Source organism: Ilumatobacter sp., assembly GCF_965215205.1.
Classification (GTDB): domain Bacteria; phylum Actinomycetota; class Acidimicrobiia; order Acidimicrobiales; family Ilumatobacteraceae; genus Ilumatobacter_A.
Window position 1 is genome coordinate 560308 of the sequence record NZ_OZ244049.1, and the last position, 19391, is coordinate 579698.

At 71.8% G+C, this 19391-nt stretch carries 22 protein-coding genes; 10 read left to right on the forward strand and 12 right to left on the reverse strand.

Annotated features, from left to right (window positions below; all coding sequences use genetic code 11):
• Nucleotides 1–7: 7 nt before the first annotated feature.
• Both ACOOHC_RS02715 and ACOOHC_RS02720 read right to left on the reverse strand, forming a co-directional pair.
• Nucleotides 8–790 carry a motility protein A gene (locus ACOOHC_RS02715; RefSeq protein WP_420452476.1) on the reverse strand — a complete coding sequence of 261 codons (783 nt, stop codon included), beginning with the start codon at nucleotides 788–790 and terminating at the stop codon, nucleotides 8–10.
• Nucleotides 787–1074, reverse strand: a complete 288-nt coding sequence (locus ACOOHC_RS02720) for a flagellar FlbD family protein (RefSeq protein ID WP_420452477.1) — start codon at nucleotides 1072–1074, stop codon at nucleotides 787–789. Before ACOOHC_RS02720 ends, ACOOHC_RS02715 begins: the two co-directional genes overlap by 4 nt.
• Nucleotides 1075–1248: 174 nt before the next feature.
• Between ACOOHC_RS02720 and flgN the strand changes: the two genes are divergently transcribed.
• The 3 genes from flgN to flgL are packed head-to-tail and all read left to right on the forward strand — an operon-like array spanning nucleotide 1249 to nucleotide 4046.
• Complete coding sequence (flgN, locus tag ACOOHC_RS02725) at nucleotides 1249–1740, forward strand: flagellar export chaperone FlgN (RefSeq protein WP_420452478.1); 492 nt, start codon at nucleotides 1249–1251, stop codon at nucleotides 1738–1740.
• 1 nt (nucleotide 1741) lies between these two features.
• Complete coding sequence (gene flgK / locus ACOOHC_RS02730) at nucleotides 1742–3112, forward strand: flagellar hook-associated protein FlgK (protein ID WP_420452479.1); 1371 nt, start codon at nucleotides 1742–1744, stop codon at nucleotides 3110–3112.
• Nucleotides 3113–3161: 49 nt separating this feature from the next.
• Nucleotides 3162–4046 (forward strand): flagellar hook-associated protein FlgL, encoded by an 885-nt coding sequence (gene flgL, locus ACOOHC_RS02735; protein ID WP_420452480.1) that lies wholly within the window; start codon nucleotides 3162–3164, stop codon nucleotides 4044–4046.
• Between the two features lie 281 nt (nucleotides 4047–4327).
• Here flgL and ACOOHC_RS02740 read toward each other — a convergent pair whose 3' ends face one another.
• From ACOOHC_RS02740 to ACOOHC_RS02750, 3 genes are read right to left on the reverse strand one after another with little or no spacing between them, the layout of a single operon-like run.
• A complete protein-coding gene (locus ACOOHC_RS02740; protein WP_420452481.1) occupies nucleotides 4328–4660 on the reverse strand; it encodes a hypothetical protein in 333 nt (110 codons plus the stop codon).
• Nucleotides 4653–5750 (reverse strand): hypothetical protein, encoded by a 1098-nt coding sequence (locus tag ACOOHC_RS02745; protein WP_420452482.1) that lies wholly within the window; start codon nucleotides 5748–5750, stop codon nucleotides 4653–4655. Before ACOOHC_RS02745 ends, ACOOHC_RS02740 begins: the two co-directional genes overlap by 8 nt.
• The gene (locus ACOOHC_RS02750; RefSeq protein WP_420452483.1) at nucleotides 5725–7875 is read right to left on the reverse strand and encodes a flagellar biosynthesis protein FlhA; all 2151 of its coding nucleotides are present in this window, start codon (nucleotides 7873–7875) and stop codon (nucleotides 5725–5727) included. Before ACOOHC_RS02750 ends, ACOOHC_RS02745 begins: the two co-directional genes overlap by 26 nt.
• 167 nt (nucleotides 7876–8042) lie before the next feature.
• On the opposite strand from ACOOHC_RS02750, the gene fliW reads away from it, so the two are divergent.
• Nucleotides 8043–8501 (forward strand): flagellar assembly protein FliW, encoded by a 459-nt coding sequence (gene fliW / locus ACOOHC_RS02755; protein ID WP_420452484.1) that lies wholly within the window; start codon nucleotides 8043–8045, stop codon nucleotides 8499–8501.
• A complete protein-coding gene (csrA, locus tag ACOOHC_RS02760; protein ID WP_420452485.1) occupies nucleotides 8501–8752 on the forward strand; it encodes a carbon storage regulator CsrA in 252 nt (83 codons plus the stop codon). The genes fliW and csrA overlap by 1 nt, the downstream gene beginning before the upstream one ends.
• 132 nt (nucleotides 8753–8884) lie before the next feature.
• On the opposite strand, the gene ACOOHC_RS02765 is transcribed toward csrA, so the two are convergent.
• On the reverse strand, nucleotides 8885–10237 hold the full coding sequence (locus ACOOHC_RS02765; protein ID WP_420452486.1) for an EAL and HDOD domain-containing protein: 1353 nt from the start codon (nucleotides 10235–10237) through the stop codon (nucleotides 8885–8887).
• Between the two features lie 226 nt (nucleotides 10238–10463).
• Between ACOOHC_RS02765 and ACOOHC_RS02770 the strand changes: the two genes are divergently transcribed.
• From ACOOHC_RS02770 to ACOOHC_RS02790, 5 genes are read left to right on the forward strand one after another with little or no spacing between them, the layout of a single operon-like run.
• A complete protein-coding gene (locus ACOOHC_RS02770; protein WP_420452487.1) occupies nucleotides 10464–10826 on the forward strand; it encodes a response regulator in 363 nt (120 codons plus the stop codon).
• A complete protein-coding gene (locus ACOOHC_RS02775) occupies nucleotides 10826–11365 on the forward strand; it encodes a hypothetical protein (protein WP_420452488.1) in 540 nt (179 codons plus the stop codon). The genes ACOOHC_RS02770 and ACOOHC_RS02775 overlap by 1 nt, the downstream gene beginning before the upstream one ends.
• Complete coding sequence (locus tag ACOOHC_RS02780) at nucleotides 11362–11829, forward strand: chemotaxis protein CheX (protein WP_420452489.1); 468 nt, start codon at nucleotides 11362–11364, stop codon at nucleotides 11827–11829. Before ACOOHC_RS02775 ends, ACOOHC_RS02780 begins: the two co-directional genes overlap by 4 nt.
• Complete coding sequence (locus tag ACOOHC_RS02785) at nucleotides 11826–12827, forward strand: flagellar motor switch protein FliM (protein WP_420452490.1); 1002 nt, start codon at nucleotides 11826–11828, stop codon at nucleotides 12825–12827. The genes ACOOHC_RS02780 and ACOOHC_RS02785 overlap by 4 nt, the downstream gene beginning before the upstream one ends.
• Nucleotides 12820–13590 (forward strand): FliM/FliN family flagellar motor switch protein, encoded by a 771-nt coding sequence (locus tag ACOOHC_RS02790; protein ID WP_420452491.1) that lies wholly within the window; start codon nucleotides 12820–12822, stop codon nucleotides 13588–13590. Before ACOOHC_RS02785 ends, ACOOHC_RS02790 begins: the two co-directional genes overlap by 8 nt.
• Nucleotides 13591–13717: 127 nt before the next feature.
• Here ACOOHC_RS02790 and ACOOHC_RS02795 read toward each other — a convergent pair whose 3' ends face one another.
• From ACOOHC_RS02795 to ACOOHC_RS02820, 6 genes are read right to left on the reverse strand one after another with little or no spacing between them, the layout of a single operon-like run.
• The gene (locus tag ACOOHC_RS02795) at nucleotides 13718–14185 is read right to left on the reverse strand and encodes a chemotaxis protein CheX (RefSeq protein ID WP_420452492.1); all 468 of its coding nucleotides are present in this window, start codon (nucleotides 14183–14185) and stop codon (nucleotides 13718–13720) included.
• Nucleotides 14182–15021 carry a CheR family methyltransferase gene (locus tag ACOOHC_RS02800; protein ID WP_420452493.1) on the reverse strand — a complete coding sequence of 280 codons (840 nt, stop codon included), beginning with the start codon at nucleotides 15019–15021 and terminating at the stop codon, nucleotides 14182–14184. The genes ACOOHC_RS02795 and ACOOHC_RS02800 overlap by 4 nt, the downstream gene beginning before the upstream one ends.
• The gene (locus tag ACOOHC_RS02805) at nucleotides 15018–16142 is read right to left on the reverse strand and encodes a protein-glutamate methylesterase/protein-glutamine glutaminase (RefSeq protein ID WP_420452494.1); all 1125 of its coding nucleotides are present in this window, start codon (nucleotides 16140–16142) and stop codon (nucleotides 15018–15020) included. Before ACOOHC_RS02805 ends, ACOOHC_RS02800 begins: the two co-directional genes overlap by 4 nt.
• Complete coding sequence (locus tag ACOOHC_RS02810) at nucleotides 16139–16519, reverse strand: response regulator (protein WP_420452495.1); 381 nt, start codon at nucleotides 16517–16519, stop codon at nucleotides 16139–16141. Before ACOOHC_RS02810 ends, ACOOHC_RS02805 begins: the two co-directional genes overlap by 4 nt.
• Nucleotides 16516–16977, reverse strand: a complete 462-nt coding sequence (locus ACOOHC_RS02815; RefSeq protein ID WP_420452496.1) for a chemotaxis protein CheW — start codon at nucleotides 16975–16977, stop codon at nucleotides 16516–16518. The genes ACOOHC_RS02810 and ACOOHC_RS02815 overlap by 4 nt, the downstream gene beginning before the upstream one ends.
• Nucleotides 16977–19379 (reverse strand): chemotaxis protein CheW, encoded by a 2403-nt coding sequence (locus ACOOHC_RS02820; protein WP_420452497.1) that lies wholly within the window; start codon nucleotides 19377–19379, stop codon nucleotides 16977–16979. Before ACOOHC_RS02820 ends, ACOOHC_RS02815 begins: the two co-directional genes overlap by 1 nt.
• Between the last annotated feature and the right edge of the window lie 12 nt (nucleotides 19380–19391).

Sequence of the window (19391 nt, forward strand, 5' to 3'; positions counted from 1 at the left end):
TCGCCTCCTAGACCGCCTGGGCTTCGCGCAGGGCGAGGGCTTCGGTCGGCGGGAGGTAGGTCATCAGCGTCTCCTCGATGACCCGCGGGTTCTGGCCGCCCTGGATGGCGAGCACGCCCTCCATCACCATCTCGCGACCGGCGACCTCGGCGGCCGACATGTTCTTGAGCTTGTTCGCGAGCGGGAGCATCATCCCGTTGGCGACGAACACGCCCCAGAAGGTGGCGACGAACGCCGCCGAGATCCCCTTGCCGAGCAGCTCGGGCTCGTCGAGGTGGCTGAGGGTCGCGATGAGCCCCATGACCGCACCGATGATGCCGAACGTCGGTGCGAAGATCCCGAACGAGGTGCACCACTCGGCTGCGACCTTGTGGCGCGCCTTCATGGTGCGGATGTCGGTGCGCATCACGTCGGCGACGGCCTCGGGGTCGTTGCCGTCGATCGCGAGCTGCAGGGCCTTGCGCATGAACGGGTCCTCGAGCGTGGCGACGTCACCCTCCAACGAGAGCAGGCCCTCCTGGCGCGAGCGGTTCGCGAACTCCACGATCGTGGCCAGGCTCTCCGATGCCGCGGGCAACGGCTTGGGGAAGATCGCCTTCATGATCGCCTTGAACACGTTGGTCGTGGCCTTCATGTCGAAGCTCGCCATCGTGGCGCCGAGGGCACCGACGATGACGATCAGGATCGCGGGCACGTTGGTGATCAGGACGATCGGGTTGACGCCCTTGACGAATCCGCCGACGACGGTGCCGAAGCCCGCGACGATCAGTCCGATGAGGGTTGCCTTCATGAGTCGATCCTGTCGAGGACGGTGGTCCCGGTCGTGGTGGCGGTGGCGGAGATCGCGGTGGTCGCGAGGTCGGGTGAGCGGTGGGCGGCCTCGGGCAGCGCGGCGAGGATCGAGCTGCGGTACGCCACGATCCGCGCGAGGATCACCTCCGCCGGCTCCTCGACGAGGTACTCGGTCCCGGTCGTGAGGCGCACGACCGTGTCGACGTGGGAGTCGACGCGCTCGATGAAGTCGGGGTTCAGGAGGAAGGACTCCGCGTGGCGGAGACGGGTCAGTCGGATCATGGCGGCGGGGTGCGTCGGGGCGGCCGACGGACGACCCGGCGGCTGCCCTCGGGATCGTCCGGGACCGCGGTCGTCGCGCCAGGTGGTCGCGGCGGGCGGCGAGGCGGACCGGCCCGGCGCGCTCGCCCGGTCGACCACCTGGCGCGACCGCGCCGACGCCGGACGGTCACCGGCGTGGACGAACTCGACGAGCTCTCGCGGCGCCTGTGGCTGCTCCAGGAGCAGATGGAGCAGCTCGTGTGCGCGCTCGACATCCAGGGCCTGGTGATGGCTCACGATCGCCTGCGGTGGCTGCCGACGGTGACCGAGAACGTCGAGCTGCTCGTCGACGACATCCGGACCTCGGAGGCCGAGAGGGTTCCGCACACGACGCGGGCCGCCCGCAAGCTGGGCCTCGACGAGCGGGCCACCCTGGCCGAGATGGCCGAGGCCGCCGGCGAGCCGTACCGCACGGCCTGGCGCCGGCACCGACTGAACCTCGTCGCGCTGAACGAGGAGATCGACCAGATCACCGCCTCGAACCGCGAGCTCGGCCGCCGTGGCGCGGCGGCGGCGCAGGAGATCCTCGCCGCGGTCGGTGCACCTGCGCCCATCGACACCTACGACCCGTCGGGGAGCACCGAGCAGCTCGCCCCCGCCTCCCGCCGGTTCGACCGGACGGCGTGACGTGATCTCCGGCCTCTACACCGCGCTGTCGGGGATGAACGCGCACCGCAAGATCCTCGACGTCACCTCCCACAACGTCGCCAACCAGGCGACGCCGGGGTACCACCGCCAGCGGGTCGATCTGGCCCCCTCGGGGATCGGCGCCGGCGCGGCGATCCACACGGGCGCCGACTCCCAGCTCCTCGGTGTCGACATCGTGGGCACCACCCGGGTGCTCGACGCCTTCGCCGAGCAGCGAGCGCTGCGCGAGCAGGCGAGCGCCGCCGACGCCTCGGCGACGGCGCAGACGATGACGCGCCTCGAGACCGTGTTCCCCGAGCCCACCGAGTTCGGGATCGCGGCCCAGCTCGACGAGTTCTGGTCGTCGTGGGGCGACCTCGCCTCGCGACCCGACAACGAGACCGCGCGCACCGCGGTGCTCGGACAGGCGAAGAACCTGACCGAGACCCTGGGTCGGGCGGCCGCCGACGTCGACCGCGTCGCCGAGGGCGCGAGCGCCCGCCTCGACGCCATCGCCGGCGAGGTGAACGACCTCACCGGGCGGATCGCCCGGCTGAACCTGACCGTGGCGTCGAGCTCGAACGGCTCGAACGACGTCCTCGACCAGCGCGACCGCCTCGTCACGCGGCTGACCGAGCTCACGGGCGCGACCGTCCGCCCCGGCGTGGGCGAGCAGGTGAACATCTCGCTCGGGGGGCGCGCCCTGGTGACCGGCCCGCTCGCCGAGGAGGTGGTCGGCGGAGCGGGTTCCCTGCGCTGGGCGCGCGACGCCAGCCCGATCGCCGCGACGACGGGCGAGGTCGCGGCCCTGCGGCGCCTCGTCGGCGATACCCTCCCCGGCTACCGGGCGGAGCTCGACGAGATCGCGCGCTCCCTCGTGGAGGGCGTGAACGACCTCCACAGCACCGGCTTCGACCTCGACGGCGGCACGGGCTGGACGTTCTTCGACCCCGCCGCGACCACCGCGGAGACGATCCGGCTGTCCGACGACGTCGCCGGACAGCCGCGACGGGTCGCCGCGGGGGCTCCCGTGCTCCCCGGGCCGGTGGCGCCCGGGATCTTCGACGGGGGGATCGCCGAACGGCTGGCCTCCATGGCGGACAGCGCGTCGGGACCCGATCAGCGGTACCGCTCGATGGTCACCAGGATCGGGATCGAGACGGGATCCGCGCTGCGGCGCGACGAGACCCAGTCGATCGTCGCCCGGCGCGCCATCGACGACGTCGACTCGGTGAGCGGGGTGTCGATCGACGAGGAGATGGTCAGCCTGATCCAGGCGCAGCGCGGCTACGAGGCGAACGCCCGCGTGCTGACCGCGATCGACCAGCTCATGGGCGTGATCATCGAGCGGACGGGTCTGGTCGGACGATGATCGCGACGTCCCGGACGTTCGCACCGCGACGGGGGTCGACGACGTGCGCGTGACGAACTCGATGATGATCCGATCGACGCTGGGCGACCTGTCGTCGTCGCTCGATCGACTGCAACGGAACCAGGCGAAGGTCTCCTCCGGCAAGGCGATCCAGCGCGTCTCGGACGACCCCGCCCGCGCGGTCGACGCGCTCGCGCTGCGCCAGCGGCTGCGGCGCACCGAGCAGCTCATGCGCACGGCCGAGGACACCGCGGCGCGCCTGCAGTCGGCGGACACGGCGCTCGTGTCGAGCTTCGACGTCCTCAACCGGGTGAAGGAGCTGACCGTCCAGGCGTCCAACGGCGGGGCGTCGAGCGACACCTCGCGCGCGGCGATCTCCTCGGAGCTGCGCGGGTTGCGCGACGAGCTGATCGGGATCGCGAACACGGAGTACCTGGGCCGGTCGCTGTTCAACGGCACCGCCACGGGGTCGGCGTACGATCCGGCGTCCGGGGCCTACCTCGGGAACTCGACGAACTACGACCGCACGGTCGCCGCCGGCGTGACCGTGTCCGTGAACCTGACCGGGGAGCAGATCTTCGGCGCCCAGGGCGATCCCGCCGGCGACGTGTTCGCGGTCATCGACCGGTTGGCCGCGGCCGTGGGGAGGGGTGACCTCGCTGCGCTCACGACCGAGCACTCCCACCTGGACGACGCCAGCCTGCGGGTGAGCGGCGCGGCCGCCGAGATCGGGCGACGAGCTCGGCACCTCACGTCGATCACCGTGCGCTCCGAGACCGAGCGCGCCGAGCTCTCGGAGCGGATCTCGCTGGTCGAGGACGTGGACTTCGCCGAGGCCCTGCTGTCGATGAAGGCGAGCGAGAACGCTTACCAGGCGACGCTGCAGGCCGCCAGCCGGGTGCTGCCGCCCTCGCTCATCGACTTCCTGCGCTGACGTCTCCACCTCGACGCCGCGCCGCGCCGCGCCGCGCCGCGCCGCGGACGTGGAACCCGCCGAGCCGCTCGGTCTCGGCCGTGCGTCGACGACCGAGCACCGGCTGGGCCCGCCGCGAGGAGCACGACGACGGCCGATCCGATCTCACGGGGTGCGATGTGGACGCCGTGGTCGGCGGCCAGCTGCTCGGGGTCGCTCTCCGGCAGCACGGGCGACGCCGTCGCGCTCTCGCCGTCGTCGTCGGTGCGGTCGTCGACGCGCGAGCCCCCAGCGGGACCCGCTCAGGGAGCTGCGGCGGAGTCGGCGGAGGAGAGGGAGGTCCGGCGCGACGCGTGACGGCCGGCCGTCGCGAGGATCCGGTTGATCACCGTCGTCACGACCCACACGAAGGCCCCCGCGGCGCCGGCGACGATCAGCGCCGAGTCGTCGGCGTGACCGTGGCTGATCGACGTCCACATGCGTCCCCCGGCCACCAGCAGGGCGAACCCGACCGCGAGCGCGAGCCGGTACGGGCCCAGCGGGCCCGGCCCGTCGGGCCGGGTGATCACGAGGCGGAACTCGGGGAGCGGCGCCGTGGGGGCCTCGGGCGCCGACGTGTCGGCGGCGTCACTCATCGTCGTCCCACTCGGCGCTCATCGTGACCTCGGTGCCGTCGGGGGAGGTGATCTTCACCTTCATCCGGCGCAGCGAGCGCGAGCCGTGCGCCGAGTCGATGGATGCGAGCTGCTCGACGACGGCCTCGGCCGCGGAGCGCAGCAGCTCCGGCGACGGGGTGGCCGGAGCCGGGAGGGTCGTGGCGGCAGGGGGCGTCGGCGCGGCGTCGGCGCCGTGCGGGGGCTCGGGGTCGACCGAACCGCCGGCGACGTCGGCGGCCGGCGTGGCGGGCGTGGGGTCGGCGCAGGGCGTGGCGGTCGTGGTGTCGGCGGTCCGGTGATCGAGGGGCTGCCGAGGTGCCGTGCCGGCGTCCGACGGCCCCGGCGGCGGGTCGCGGGGTGGCTCGACGCCGGCTCGTGCGAGCAGCGCGTCGATGTCGGCCAGCGCATCGGCGGCGCCGTCGCGCCGGGGGGTGTCGACGTCCAGGTCGGCAGCGGCGGGGCGCTCCCGGGGTCCGACGAGCGGCTCGGTGGTCGTCGACGTGTCGGGCGACGTCGACGGCATCGGCGCGTGGCCGAGGTCCGTCGACCTCGTGACGCCGGTGTCGGGCTGGGTCGGGGGGACGAGCGGTTCACCCGCTCGCGCCGTGGGCGCCTCGGGTGCCGTGGCGTCCACCGCGCGCATCTCACGGTCGAGGCGCTCCGCGAACGGATGCGGCGCGGGTGCCTCCGCCACCTCGCTCGGGACGAAGCGGTCGGCACCGTCGAGCCGGGTCAGGAGCCGATCGACGGCTCGGGAGACCTCGGCGCGGTGGTCCTCGGCGCTGGCAGCGACGATCACCTCGACCCCGAGGTCGGTGGCGAAGAACCCTCCGAGCCCGCCGCGACGGATGCGGTTGGCTTCGACGACCTCCACCCCGTCGCCCAGCTCGGTGCTGGCCGCGGCGAGGGCCTCGTCGAACGTGGACCCCCGGAACCGGCGCAGCTCGTCGGGGGCCTCGGCCCCTTCGGTGTCGTGTCGCTCGACCCCGTCGCTGCCGTCGCGCTCGACCACCTCGGTGCCGTCGTGCCCGACGAGGTCGAGATCAGCTGAGTCGTGCAAGTCGGTCATCGTCGGTCTCGCTGGTCAGAGGTCGTGCGGCGGACATCGAAGGGTTCATCGGCACCTCGGCGCCGGAGTTGAGCGGGGTCGGCGCGGCCGGGGCGGACGGCGCGTCGATCGACGCGATCACCTCGATCGAGAGGTGGTCGCCGATCTCGCGGTACGAGACGGCGGTCAGCCCGGGTGCGGTCTGGCGAACCAGGCGCCCGAGCGCGGGGCGCAGGCCGGGAGCGCACACGACGACCGCCGCGTCGCCCCGTGCGGCCGCCGCCGTGGTGACCGATTCGAACTGGCCGACGACGTGGTCGTGCAGCTCCGGACCGAGGGTGAGCTGAGCCCCCGCCTCGGTGATCTCGAACGCTCCGGCGAGCTGGGCTTCCATGGCCGGGGCGATGGTGATCACCGGCAGGCGCCCCTCCGCCGAGAAGGCGCTGGTGATCGCCGGCCCGAGCGCCGAGCGGGCCGCCTCGACCAGGGCGTCGGGGGAGCGGTTGGTCCGCGCCCGATCGCCGATCGCCTCGACGATCCGGACGAGGTCCCGGATCGCGATCCCGTCGTCGAGGAGGGCGGCGAGCACCGCCTGCACCTCGGCCGTGGTGACCCCCGCCGCGGTGAGGTCCTCGATCACGCTGGGGTCGGTCTCGCCGACGCTCTCGAGCAGCTCGGAGACGTCGGTGCGCGACAGCAGGCGACCGGCGCGCCGTCGGATCACCTCGGCGAGGTGGGTGACGACGAGCGCGGAGCGATCGACGACCGTGTTGCCGGCCAGCTCGGCGTGGGAGCGGAACTCGAGCGGCACCCAGCGGGCCGGGAGCCCGAACACGGGCTCGGTGATGTCGTTGCCCGGGAGCGAGGTGAGGTCGTCGCCGATGACGAGGATGCGCTCCGGGGGAGCCTCGCCCCGGCCGATCTCGACGCCGTGGACGCGGATGACGTAGGTGTGAGCCGGCAGCGTCGGGTCGTCGCGGGTGCGGATCGAGGGCATCACGAAGCCGAGCTCGGTGGCGATCTTGCGACGCAGCGCGCCGACGCGGTCGAGCAGGTCGCCCCCGACCGAGCCGTCGACGAGCTCGATCATGTCGTAGGCGAGGTCGAGCTCGAGCGCCTCGACCCGGGCGTCGAGGGCGATCTGCTGGGGGCTCGGCGGCTCCTCGTCGACGATCTCGACGGTCTCCTCCACCTGCTCGACCTCGGGGGCGTTCGCCAGGCGCTGACCGAGCACCACGAGGGTGACGCCGCACAGCAGGAACGGCAGCTTCGGCAGCCCGGGCACGAGCATCATCAGCAGCACGACCGCGCCGCCGGAGCGGATGGCGCTGCCCTGGCGTGCGAACTGGCGCACCACGTCGGAGCCGAGGTCACCGGTCTCGCCGGCCGAGCGGGTGACGATCAGACCCGATGAGATCGACACGAGCAGGGCGGGGATCTGGGCGACGAGACCGTCGCCGACCGTCAGCAGGCTGTACTGGGTGACGGCCTCGCCGATGTCCATCCCGCGCTGCAGCACCCCGACGATCAGACCGCCGATCAGGTTGACCATCGTGATCACGAGACCGGCGATCGCATCGCCCTTGACGAACTTCGACGCGCCGTCCATCGCGCCGTAGAAGTCGGCTTCGTCGGCGACGTCCTGGCGGCGGGCCTTGGCCTCGGCGTCGGTGAGGACGCCGGCGTTGAGGTCGGCGTCGATCGCCATCTGCTTGCCGGGCATCGCGTCGAGGGTGAAGCGGGCGGTCACCTCGGCGACGCGCCCCGAGCCGCTCGAGATGACGACGAACTGGACGAGGGTGATGATCAGGAAGATCACGAACCCCACGACGATGTTCCCGCCGACGACGAACGATCCGAAGGTGGCGATCACGTCGCCGGCGTCCCCGTCGGAGAGCACGGCGCGCGACGTGGACACGTTGAGCCCGATGCGCACGAGGGTGACCACGAGCAGCAGCGACGGGAACGAGGAGAAGTCGAGCGCCCGTCGGACGTTCGTCGAGACGAGCAGGATCAGCACCGCCGTCGAGATGTTGGCGACGATCAGCAGGTCGAGCAGGCTCGACGGCAGGGGCAGGATCATCACCGTCACGACCAGGACGACGACGGCCGGGAACCCAGCCTGTGCCAGCTTGGAGTTCTTCATCGGAGTCGTGGGTCCCTGGCGTCTCGTCGGTCGGCGGTCGGGTGACGCTCGGCGGGCTCGCTGCGCACCGTGGCATCCTCCGGACGATCCGCGACTGTCCGGAGGCGCGAGTCGTTGTCCCGCAGGCCGCGGGCGGCAATACTCCACGACGAGCCAGGAGGTTCACGATGCAGGTGGAGACAACACGGTTCGGCACCATCGAGGTCGACGACGGCGAGGTCCTCACCTTCCCCGACGGCTTGCCGGGCTTCCGCGGCCGCCGCCGGATGGTCCTCGTCGGGGCCGGCGGCCTGCTCGGCTTCGACGGACCCGATGCGGAGCACTCCCTCTACTGGTTGCAGGACGTCGACGACCGCGACCTCGCCTTCCTCACCACGGTGCCCTGGGTCGCCTACCCCGAGTACGACGTCGACGTCGACGTCGACGGCGCGGCCCTCGACGACCTGTGCGTGCTGGTGATGGTGACGATCCGCCGAGACGGCGATCGCGCCACGCTCACCACCAACCTGCTCGCCCCCGTCCTGATCGACACCACCCGCCGGGTGGGCCGCCAGGTGATCCTCGAGGACGGCGACTGGCCGGTGCGCGCCCCGCTGGCGGAGTCGCAGCCGATCGGCGCGAGCTGATGCTGATCCTCACGCGCAAGGCCGGCGAGAGCATCGTGATCGGCGACGACGTCGTCGTCACCGTCGTCGAGAGCTCGCGCGACCAGGTCCGGCTCGGGGTCGACGCCCCGCGCAGCATCTCGGTGCACCGCGAGGAGGTCTACGCGCAGATCTCACGCGAGAACGAGGCGGTGCGCGACGCCGACGCACGCGGGATCGTGTCGAGCGGCGCGCCGCGCCCGTCCGCTCTGCCGACCCGCCGCACGAGCTGATCCTCCTCCGGCGACGACGGACCCGCCGAGGGGGTGTCGGACGCGGCTCGGGCCGCTCGCAGCGGTCGGCGCCGTCGCTCGGTGGGAGACCGCGGACCTGGGGTTCGGGAGCTGAGGTTCGTCAGCCGAGGGTCAGGAGCTGACGCCGACCGGCCCCGCGACCGGTCTCGGGGCGACGGGGGACGGCGGGATCGCGGTCCCCGTCGGCGGGGGGAACGCCGGGGGCGGCAGCGTCGGCACGACGAAGGACGTCTGGCGTCGGGTGGCGGGGATCTCCTGGCGGATCTCGTCGGCCCAGGCGGTCGCCTCGAGGTACGCCGCCATCACCTCGCCGGCGCCGTCGGGGCGCAGCTCGTTGAGCGCCTCCACGTCGGAGCTCTCGCAGGCCCGGGCGAGCGCCAGCGTCGATCCGAGCTCACCGCTGCCGTGCACGAGGGCGTCGGAGATCTCCTCGGCGACCGGGAGGTGCTCGACGAGCTCGCTCATCGGGGTGGCGAAGATCGCATCCGACACCGAGAGCAGGCCGACCGTGAAGGCACGGTCGCTGCGCTCCCGGGTGCTCTGCATCCCGGCCGCGAACCGCGCCCGGGTCGCGCCGAGCGCGATCAGCTCCTCGCTCGCGCTCGAGCTGGTCGAGATCGTGAGCAGCACGGCGAGGTTGCGCACCTGGGTCATCCCGAGCAGCACGATCGCGTGGCGCAGGGAGTCGACCTGGCGATCGAGGCCGAACGCGCTGGAGTTGACGACGCTGAGCAGGCGGTAGGCGAGGGTGGGGTCGCTGGCGACGAGCTGCTCGGCGCGGTCCACGCCGAGGTCGCTCGACTGCATCTCCGCGACGAGCTTGATCGCGGCGGCCGACCCGGTCGGTCGCATCTCCTTGCTGAGGACCTCGGGCTCGGAGAAGAAGAACCCCTGGAACAGGTCGAACCCCGCGTCCTCGCAGCGGGCGAAGGTCTCCATCGTCTGCACACCGTCCGCGAGCAGCAGGACGTTCGGCGCGGCGTCACGCATGTGGGCGACGATCTCGGAGAGCTCGGGGTCGTCCACCGCCGTGACGTCGATCTTGACCAGGCTCGCCGAGCGCAGGTGGGGGTTGCCGACGACGTCGTCGATCGAGCCGATGTGGTCGAGGGCCATCGCGTACCCCGATGCGCGCGCCTCGTCGACGACGCTCGGGTCGTGCGCCTCGCGCAGGCGACGGACGTCGATCTCGAGGATGACGCCCTCGGGCGGGAGGGCACGGAAGATGCCGGCCTCGATCTCCTCGATCGTCGTGCTGATCAGTCCGAACCGGTCGCCGACGATGGTCTGCATCCCCCAGTCGAGCAGGGCGTGCTGCATCACGAGCTGACCGGCGTTCTCCGGCTGCTCGAGTCCCGGGGCGTCCGCACGGCTCTCGACGTAGGTGAGCTCGTGACCGAACGTGCGCCGGTCGCTGTCGAGGATCGGTTGACGTCCGAGGAAGATGGTCTGGGTCTCTGTCATGCGTTCCCGTGCTCCTCCCGCTCGCCCGGGGTCGGGCCAGTGGATCGGGACCGTCCGGCACGCCGGCCCCCGCGCAACCATCACGTCGACGACCTCCGAGCGCCGTCGGCGCCTGCCCGGACGATCTGCTGCGTCGGCATCGGGATCGAGTCCCGGGTGCCCGACCGGACCTCGACGGACCTCGTCGGGGTCCGATGCCGGGGAGACGAGAGAGGAACAGCCAACCATGCGAGTTCTCGTGGTCGACGACAGCAAGGCGATGCGGATGATCGTGTCGCGCACCCTCCGACAGACGACGCTGGAGATCAGCGAGCTGCGCGAGGCCGAGGACGGCACCGATGCGCTCGCGATCCTGTCCGAGTACGACGCCGACCTGGTGCTGTGCGACTGGAACATGCCGAACATGAACGGCATCGACCTGCTCGAGCAGCTGCGCGCGGCCGGTGACGAGCGCACCTTCGGCTTCGTCACGTCGGAGTCGAACCCGGCGATGTGGGACACGGCGAGCGCGGCGGGAGCCTCGTTCCTGATCACCAAGCCGTTCACGGCCGAGCGCTTCTCCGAGGCGGTGGGGTCGCTGGTCGGCTGATGCCGCTCGCGACCCCGACACGTCGGATGCCCGCGGCGGAGGCGGTGCGGGAGTTCCTCTCCGAGCTGCTCGCGAAGACGGTCGAGGCCGCGAAGGTCGACGAGCTCGATCTGGAGCAGCACGGCGACGCCGTCGTGAGCAGCGTGCTGATCGACGACACCGACGCCCCGGCGGGCCTGATCCTGTCGGATCTCGCGTTCGCGGCGCACGCGGGCGCGAGCCTGATCATGCTGCCGGCCGCCACGGCGCTCGATGCGGTGGAGGCGGGTGAGCTCACCGAGACGCTGCGCGAGAACTACCACGAGGTCGCGAACATCATGACCGGGTTGCTGAACGGGCCGTCCGTGGCCCACGTCCGGATCGGCGAGCACGCCGACGGCCTGTCCTCCGATGCGCGCGACGTGGTGATGAAGGCGGCCGGTCGGCGCACCTACGACGTGTCCATCCCGGGGTACGGCGACGGCAGGATCGCGCTGTACGCGGTCGGAGAGCGCGCGGTCGACCGGCCGGCGGACGACGGAGACGAGAGCACCCCATGAGCGAGGAGACGAAGATGAGCCAGGTCGAGATGACGACGGTCGACGAGACGACGCTGCGCGACACCGTGGCGTTCGTCTGGTCGACCCTGTACGGGATCGAGCCCACCTGCACGGACGCGACCCCGATCGGCGACGGCGTCACCGCGTCGATCGCGATCGGCGGATCGTGGACCGCGACGATCGTGGTCGAGATGCGCTCGGAGCTGGCGCTGGCCAGCGCCGCGGGGTTGTTCATGATGGAACCCGACGAGATCGACGACTCGCTGCTCAGCGACGCCGTCGGCGAGATCGTGAACATGGTGGGCGGCAACGTGAAGGGCCTCGTCGACGATCCGTCGAGCACCCTGTCGCTGCCGGTCGTGGCCCGCACGAGCCAGAGCATCGTCGGCGGCGTCGTGACCGTCGAGGCCGGCTTCGAGGTGGACGGATCCGCGATGACGTGGCGGATCCACGAGTCGAGGTGAGCGTGGTCGACACCGAACCCCGCCGGTCGCCGGCGGCCTCCCAGCAGCGGGCGATCCGCACGTTCGACTTCCGCCGGCCGACGATCCTGTCGCGCGAGCACGTCCGCTCGATCCAGATCGTGCAGGAGACCTTCGCACGGGGGATCACGACCACGCTGTCGTCGGCGCTGCGCGCCGCGATCCAGGTGTCGATCGGCGACATCGACCAGGTGTCCTACGACGAGTACATCCAGTCGGTCCCCAACCCCACCCTGCTCACCAACCTGTCGATCGCCCCGCTCGAGGGCTCGGCCCTCCTCCAGATCCCGTTGCGCTCCGCGTTCATGGCCAACGAGCTCCTGCTCGGCGGTCGCGGGAGCCCGGACCAGCCCACGAGGTCGCTCACCGACCTCGAGCTCGCTCTGCTGCGCGGGACGATCGACATGCTGCTCCCCGAGATCGATCGGGCGTTCGAGCCGATCGCCTCGATCGAGAGCGCGTTCCTGGGTCAGGAGATGAACCCGCAGTTCGCGCAGCTGGCCAGCCCGACGGACATGGTCATCGTCATCTCGTTCGAGCTGAGCATCGAGAACGTCACCGAGATCATGTCGCTGTGCGTCCCCTTCGCCACGCTCCAGGGTCGACTCGAGGCCATGTCGACCCGGTCTCGGCTGAGCAACCAGAGCCCCGACAAGGTCGCCTCGGAACGAGCGATGCTCGAGGAGCGCACGACGAGCGCGACCGTCTCGGGCTGCGCGACCTTCCGTCCGGCGGTGATGACGTCGGGCCAGCTCAAGAAGATCGCGATCGGTGACGTCCTGATGCTCAACCACCCGCTGGCCATGCCGCTCACGCTCAGCGTGAACGGTGTCGCCACCCACGAGGTGACCATCGGCCGGGTCAACCGCCAGTACGCCGTGCGAGTGGTCGGCGAAGCGGTGCCCGAAGCGGCTCCCCGCCCCACCCGCCTGCACCTGGCGCCCGGCTGCGGCCCCCAGGGAGCGACGAACCGTGGCTGACCTGTCGACCACACCGCCGGAGCCCGCCGCGCTCGCCGACGAGGCGCTCGTCTCGGCCGCCCGCGCGATCGCCGACGCCTTCGGTCTCGGCGACGACCTGGAGATCGGCGGTTCCTGGCCGGTCGACGGCGGGGACCGCGTGCTGGTGGCGACCTTCGCCGGTGACGAGGGTGGTGAGCTGCTCCTGGCGGTGAACGCCGAGGTCGCGACGCGCCTGACGTCGGACCCGGCACGTCTCGCCCGCGGCTTCCAGGGGGCGCTCGATGCCACCGGAGCCGAGCTGCAGCTGGACTGCGACGTCGGTGAGGCGGACGGGCGGCGCCCGCGCCGTGCCGTGGAGATCCGCGACGCCGGGCGCACGTGCGCCCTCCTCGCGACGGTCGCGGCGGCCGCCGCGGCCGACGGTGACGGAGACGACCACGTCGAGTCGACGGAGCTCGACGCGGTCGTGTTCGCCGGCGGGCGACCGTCGAGCGAGCGGATCGGCGAGTTCGGGGGCGATCTGCTGCTCGACGTCGAGGTCCAGCTCGCGGTCGAGCTCGGACGGACCACGATGGCGATGCGCGACGTGCTGAGCCTGCGCCCCGGCCAACTGATCGAGTTCGGGCGATCGGCCGACGCTCCCGTGGACCTGTGCGTGGACGGTCTGCCGTTCGCCCTGGGCGAGGTCGTCGTCGTCGGGGAGCAGTTCGGGGTTCGCATCGTCGAGTCCGACGCGGATCGCGACCGAGCGGCCGACCTGCTCACCCGCTCCGTCGGCTGACGGTCGCGCCGTCCGGGCTCCGCCACCCACGACCCGTCACCGACACCGACACCTCGTCGCGTGGATCGGCGGCGGGGTGCGTGGTCCGGGCGGGGTCGAACCGTACCGCAGGGACCGGCCCGAGGGTTCACTCGGGCCGGGCGTCGCCCAGGTGCACGGCGAAGTGCCCCAGAGCGTGCTCGACGTCGATGGCGCCGAGCGGGCGCGGCGAGTCGAGCGGGATCGCGATCGACCTCGGCACGTCGAGCGACGTCTCCGCGTCGAAGAGCGTCTTGGCCGAACCGGCGATCACGTTGCACAGCTCCGAGACGACGCCGCACGCCTCGTCGATCGTGACGCCGGCGGGGTCGTCGTCGCCGAGGGCGGCGGCCAGCGCGACCGCGTCCGGCGCCGGCACCCGCAGCACCAGCTCCGAGCGCATCGCGTCGCCGACGATCGCGAGGGTCGACTCGACGACCATCGAGTCGAGGCGCTCCACGTCGGGGAGCGAGCGGCCGGCGAGCGCGGCGTCGGCCAGCCCGTCGAGCATCTCGATCACGACCTCGCGCAGCTCGTCGAGCAGCTCGGGATCGCATCGCTGGAGTGCGTCGGTCATCGCTTCCCTCTCGTGTAGTGGAAGGTGGCGGAACCGATCCGACGGCTCTCGAAGCCCTCGTCGAACCCGTTGATGGTCTCGCTCGCGCCGAGCAGCAGGCAGCCGCCGGGTTTGAGCACCTCGGTCCCGATCCGCCGGACGATGTCGCGACGCGCGGCCACGGTGAAGTAGATGAGGACGTTGCGCAACAGCACGACGTCGCATCGGGGGAGGCCGCGGAACGGCTCGAGCAGGTTGAGCTCGCGCGCCTCGACCATCGACCGCAGCAGGGGCTTGGCGGTCCAGTTCCGACCGGTCTGCTCGAAGTGCCTCACAGCGAGCGCGGCCGGCAGGCCGCGGTTGACCTCGAAGCGGGAGTACGTGCCGGCCGCGGTGCGCTCGACCATCGCGGGGGACACGTCGGTCGAGACGATCCGGGTGCGCCCGCCGACCGCCAGGTGGGGGAGGTGGTCGGCGATGGTCATCGCGAGGGTGTAGGACTCCTGGCCGCTGGAGCAGGCTCCGTTCCAGATCGTGAGTCGGTCCCCGTTCGCCGCGGCGAGCGGGGGCAGCACGTGCTCCGCGAGCGAGGTGAACGGGTGCTGATCGCGGAAGAACGACGTCTCGTTGGTGGTCATCGCCTCGATCGCGTCGCTCTCGACCGCCCGGTCGCCGCGACGGATCGCGGCGAGGACCGCGGCCGTGGAGTCCAGACCGTGGTTCTGAGCGACCGCTCGGAGTCGGTTCTCGATGAGGTACTCCTTGCCGTCCAGTTGGACGCCGATCCGGCGATCGACGACCTGCCGGAAGTGGTCGACGTCGGAGGTGGCGGCGAAGGTCGATGCAGTCGCGCTCACGTCGAGGCACCCCCCGGCGCGACCGGGACGCGGCTCGAGCGCGACCGGACCAGCTGCGCGAGCCGCTCGCCGATCCGGTCGAGCGGCAGCACCTCGGTGGCGAGTCCGGCCTCGACCACGCTGCGGGGCATCCCCCACACGGTGCTCGACCGCTCGTCCTGCGCGATGACGTCGCAGCCGCGGTCCGCCAGGCAGCGCGTGCCGGCGGTCCCGTCGGCGCCCATCCCGGTGAGCATCACCGCGACGACGTGGCTGCCGTACACCTCGGCGGCGGAGTCGAACAGCGGATCGACCGACGGCCTGCACGAGTTCCGCGCGGGGCCGTCGTCGACGGTCAGGGTGACCCCTGCCGGTCGGCGCTCCAGGCGCAGGTGGCGCCCGCCGGGGGCGATGTGGACCGTGCCGGCGGTGGCGATGATCCCGTCGCTCGCTTCGATCACCCGGTGGGGGGTCTTGCGATCGAGGCGATCGGCGAGGGCCTTCGTGAAGTTCGGCGGCATGTGCTGCACGACGAAGACCGGGATCGGGAACGGGACCGCCACGCTGGTGAGCAGCTGCTCGAGCGCGACCGGCCCACCGGTGGAGCTGCCGATCACGATCGCTTCGATCACCCCGCCGGCGGGGGAGCGCCGGACGGCTCGGGCCGGCGCCGGGGTCGGCGCGGCGACCGGAGCGGTCCCCGGCCGCACGGCGCGGGGTGGGGTGCCGGAACCGAGGATCGCGTGGATCTTGGAGAGCAGCTCGTCGCGCACCTGGCCCATCGCGTCGACGGTCGTGCCCGTCGCGGTCGGCTTGGCCGCGTAGTCGGACGCGCCCGCGGCGAGCGCCTCGATCGTGGTGGCGGCTCCTCGTCCGGTGAGCGTGCTGAACATGATCACCGGCAGGGCCGGGTGCGTCCGGCGGATCTCGCGCAGCGCCCGGAGACCGTCCATCACCGGCATCTCCACGTCCAGCACGACGAGGTCCGGATCGTGGGCGCGCACCTTGTCGACGCCGATCTGCCCGTTGGCTGCGGTGGTCACGACGGTGAGGGCGGGGTCGGCGTCGATGAACCGGCTGAGCAGCCCGCGGATCACGGTCGAGTCATCGACCACCACGATGCGGGCGGGACCGACGGTCACGTCCCCACCCCCGAGTACACGCCCATGATCTCGAGCCGCTGCTGGATCATCGCCGCGTCGACGGGCTTGAACAGGTACTCGTCCACACCGGACAGGAGGGCCTTCGCCACGCGACGCGGATCGGCCTCGCTGCTGATCATCAGCACCGGGACGAGAGCCACCTCGGGGGTGGCGCGCACGGCTCGGGCGAGCTCGGTGCCGTCCATCACCGGCATGTTCCAGTCGGTGACGATCGCCGCCGGCGGATCGTGGAGGTCGAGCTTGTCGAGGGCGTCGCGACCGTGCTCGGCCAGGGTCACCTCGAACCCGAGATCCGTCATCATCCGGCCGACCATCTTGCGCGCGACTCCGGCGTCGTCGACCACGAGTGCTCTCATGCCGCATCCTCCGTGAGGGGCACCTGGGTGGCGACGACTCGCGCCACGTCGAGGACGAGCAGCAGCTCGTCGGTGAGCTTGTAGGTCCCGACGATCAGGTGGGAGACCGCGTCGTCGATCGTGACGGGGGGTGGTTCGTGGAGCTCGTGGCCGACCTCGAGCACCTCGCCGATCGAGTCAACGAGGAGCGAGACCGGCTCACCCGCCGAGCGGACGACCACGTGGGTCGGATCCGAGCGTCGCGACGACGCATCGATTCCGAGTCGGGTCCGCAGGTCGATCGTCGTCGCGATCTGCCCGCGCAGGTTGATCAGCCCGGCCACCGAGGCGGGCGCGTGGGGGATCGGGGTCACGTCGACCCCGTGGAGGACCTCCTGGACGTCGCGCACGTCGACGCCCAGCAGGTGGTCTCCGAGGCGGAACGTGCACAGCAGCGATCCGGTCGCGTCGTCGTCCATCAGGATGCTCCGAACACCAGCAGGGGCTCCATCGAGTCGACGGAGCCGGGAACCAGCGATCGGGCGTCGATCAGGTCGACGATGCGACCCTCGACGACCACGGATCCGACCGCCCCCTCGGCGTCTCGGCGGACGTCGGGTCGCGACACGATGTCGAGGACCTCCTCGACGGCCACGCCGACGGAGGCCCCGCCCGGCGACGAGCACACGACGACGCTCAGCGGCCCCATCCGGTCGATGGCGGGAGAACCGCGGCCCGTCGTCGGGCCCAGGTCGACGAGGGTGATCACCTCGTCGCGGTACTGCACGACGTCACGGTGATCGCTCCGCTCGACGTCCGACGGCGCGAACTCCTCGAGCCGGTCGACCTGTTCGAGCGGGATCGCGGCCCGTTCGCCGCCGCGCAGGCCGACCAGCAGCACCGTTCGGTCGTCGATCGCGTCGATCAGGCCGTCGCCGACCACGTCGACGTCGACGTCGTCGGCGGAACCCCCCGAGCCGAGGACGCGGCTCGCGCTCGCCAGGCCGTTCACGTCGAGGATCAGGGCGACCGATCCGTCGCCCATCACCGTCGCCCCGGAGAACAGCTCGCTGTCGCTCACGGTGCGCCCGAGGGGCTTGATGACGATCTCCTCGGTGTCGACGATCGCGTCGACGATCAGGCCGAAGGACCGGCCGTCGGCCTGCAGGACGACGATGTTCGCGGCGTCGTGGCCGGCGGGCTCGGACGCCGCCAGCTCGGCGCGCAGGTCGACGATCGGCAGCAGCCGGTCCCGCAGCCGGAACACCGGGGCGCCGTGGACGTCCTCGATCCTCTGACCGGGTCCGAGGCGGACGAGCTCGCGCAGGCTGAGCTGCGGGAGGGCGTAGCGGCGGCCGTCGCACCACACGATGAGCGCGGGGATGATCGCGAGGGTGAGCGGGATCTTGATCTTGAACGAGGTTCCGACGCCGATCGAGGTGCGGACCTCGACGGATCCTCCGATGCGCTCGATGTTGGTGCGCACGACGTCCATGCCGACGCCGCGACCCGAGACGTTGTTCACCTTCGCGGCCGTGGAGAACCCGGGGGCGAAGATCAGCTGGATCGCCGCTGCGTCGCTCATCTGCTCGGCGTCGTCGGCCGAGACGACGCCCTTGTCGACGGCCGTGCGGCGCACGGCCGCCGCGTCGATCCCGCCACCGTCGTCGCTGATCTCGATGTGGACCTGGCCGCCCTCGTGGCTCGCGCTCAGGCGCAGGACGCCCTCGGGATCCTTGCCGGCGGCGACGCGCACCTCGGGGGACTCGATGCCGTGATCCACGGTGTTGCGGATCATGTGCGTCAGGGGGTCCTTGACCGCTTCGAGGATGGTGCGGTCGAGCTCGGTCTCCTTGCCCTCCATCTCGAGGCGGATCCGCTTGTCGAACTGCTGGGAGAGGTCGCGCACGACCCGGGGCAGCTTGTTCCAGATGCCGACGATCGGCTGCATGCGCGTCTTCATGACGCTCTCCTGCAGCTCGCTCGTGATCAGGTTCAGGCGCTGGGCGGGGGCGACGAAGCCCTCGTTCCGGTCGTCCCCCGTGAGCTGGACGATCTCGTTGCGCGAGAGCACGAGCTCGCCGACGAGGTTCATCAGCGTGTCGAGGACTCCGACGTCGACGCGGATCGAGCTGTCCCCCGCGCCTCGCTGGCGGGCGGCGGCGGAGTCGACGTCGCACTTGTCGGCACGGCCCTCCGCGACGAGGATGTCGCCGATCGGGCGGGAGTCGCCCAGCGACTGCTGGACGGCGGCGATCTCGACGTCGAAGCGGTCGGCGGTGCCGTCCTCGACGAGGATGTCGCCGAGGCGTCGGCCGGCGCCGGCAGCGTCGTCGTCGGCCGCCTGGTCGCGCGCGTCGTCGTCGATCTCGCGCCCGTCGGCCGTGACGTCGACCTCGTCGTCGGGTCGCGGTGGGACCTCGCCCGCGTCGAGCGCTCCACTCGGCTCGACGCCGGTCGTCCCCGCCACGGGGTCCGCTGCGGCCCCGACGTGCTCGGCGCGCGCCGAGAGCCGCTCGAGGCAGGCGATGAGCGTGGCGTTGTCGTGGCTGCCCTCGTCGCCGGTGGCGCCGATCGTCGACAGGATCGCCCCGATCGCGTCGTTCGTGGCGAGGAGGGCGTCGGTGATCTCCTGGTCCATCTCGAGCACGGAGTCGCGCAGCAGGCTGAGGAGGTTCTCGCCGCGGTGGGCGACGGTCTCGAGCTGCCCGAACCCGAGGAACCCGCAGGTCCCCTTGATGGTGTGCAGGATCCGGAACACCTCGGTGAGGGTCTGGGTGTCGTCCGGCGTGGCCTCGAGGACCATCAGGCCCTGCTCGATGCGCTCGAGACCCTCGTGGCACTCGGCGAGGAACTCGCCGATGATCTCGTCGTCTTCCATCGCGACGTCTCC

Excerpts from the sequence above, each read along its gene's own strand:
- ACOOHC_RS02715 (WP_420452476.1), bottom strand. The coding sequence starts at position 790 with ATGAAGGCAACCCTCATCGGACTGATCGTCGCGGGCTTCGGCACCGTC.
- ACOOHC_RS02720 (WP_420452477.1), bottom strand. The coding sequence starts at position 1,074 with ATGATCCGACTGACCCGTCTCCGCCACGCGGAGTCCTTCCTCCTGAAC.
- ACOOHC_RS02740 (WP_420452481.1), bottom strand. The coding sequence starts at position 4,660 with ATGAGTGACGCCGCCGACACGTCGGCGCCCGAGGCCCCCACGGCGCCG.
- ACOOHC_RS02745 (WP_420452482.1), bottom strand. The coding sequence starts at position 5,750 with ATGACCGACTTGCACGACTCAGCTGATCTCGACCTCGTCGGGCACGAC.
- ACOOHC_RS02750 (WP_420452483.1), bottom strand. The coding sequence starts at position 7,875 with ATGAAGAACTCCAAGCTGGCACAGGCTGGGTTCCCGGCCGTCGTCGTC.
- fliW (WP_420452484.1), top strand. The coding sequence starts at position 8,043 with ATGCAGGTGGAGACAACACGGTTCGGCACCATCGAGGTCGACGACGGC.
- csrA (WP_420452485.1), top strand. The coding sequence starts at position 8,501 with ATGCTGATCCTCACGCGCAAGGCCGGCGAGAGCATCGTGATCGGCGAC.
- ACOOHC_RS02765 (WP_420452486.1), bottom strand. The coding sequence starts at position 10,237 with ATGACAGAGACCCAGACCATCTTCCTCGGACGTCAACCGATCCTCGAC.
- ACOOHC_RS02770 (WP_420452487.1), top strand. The coding sequence starts at position 10,464 with ATGCGAGTTCTCGTGGTCGACGACAGCAAGGCGATGCGGATGATCGTG.
- ACOOHC_RS02775 (WP_420452488.1), top strand. The coding sequence starts at position 10,826 with ATGCCGCTCGCGACCCCGACACGTCGGATGCCCGCGGCGGAGGCGGTG.
- ACOOHC_RS02780 (WP_420452489.1), top strand. The coding sequence starts at position 11,362 with ATGAGCGAGGAGACGAAGATGAGCCAGGTCGAGATGACGACGGTCGAC.
- ACOOHC_RS02795 (WP_420452492.1), bottom strand. The coding sequence starts at position 14,185 with ATGACCGACGCACTCCAGCGATGCGATCCCGAGCTGCTCGACGAGCTG.
- ACOOHC_RS02810 (WP_420452495.1), bottom strand. The coding sequence starts at position 16,519 with ATGAGAGCACTCGTGGTCGACGACGCCGGAGTCGCGCGCAAGATGGTC.
- ACOOHC_RS02815 (WP_420452496.1), bottom strand. The coding sequence starts at position 16,977 with ATGGACGACGACGCGACCGGATCGCTGCTGTGCACGTTCCGCCTCGGA.
- ACOOHC_RS02820 (WP_420452497.1), bottom strand. The coding sequence starts at position 19,379 with ATGGAAGACGACGAGATCATCGGCGAGTTCCTCGCCGAGTGCCACGAG.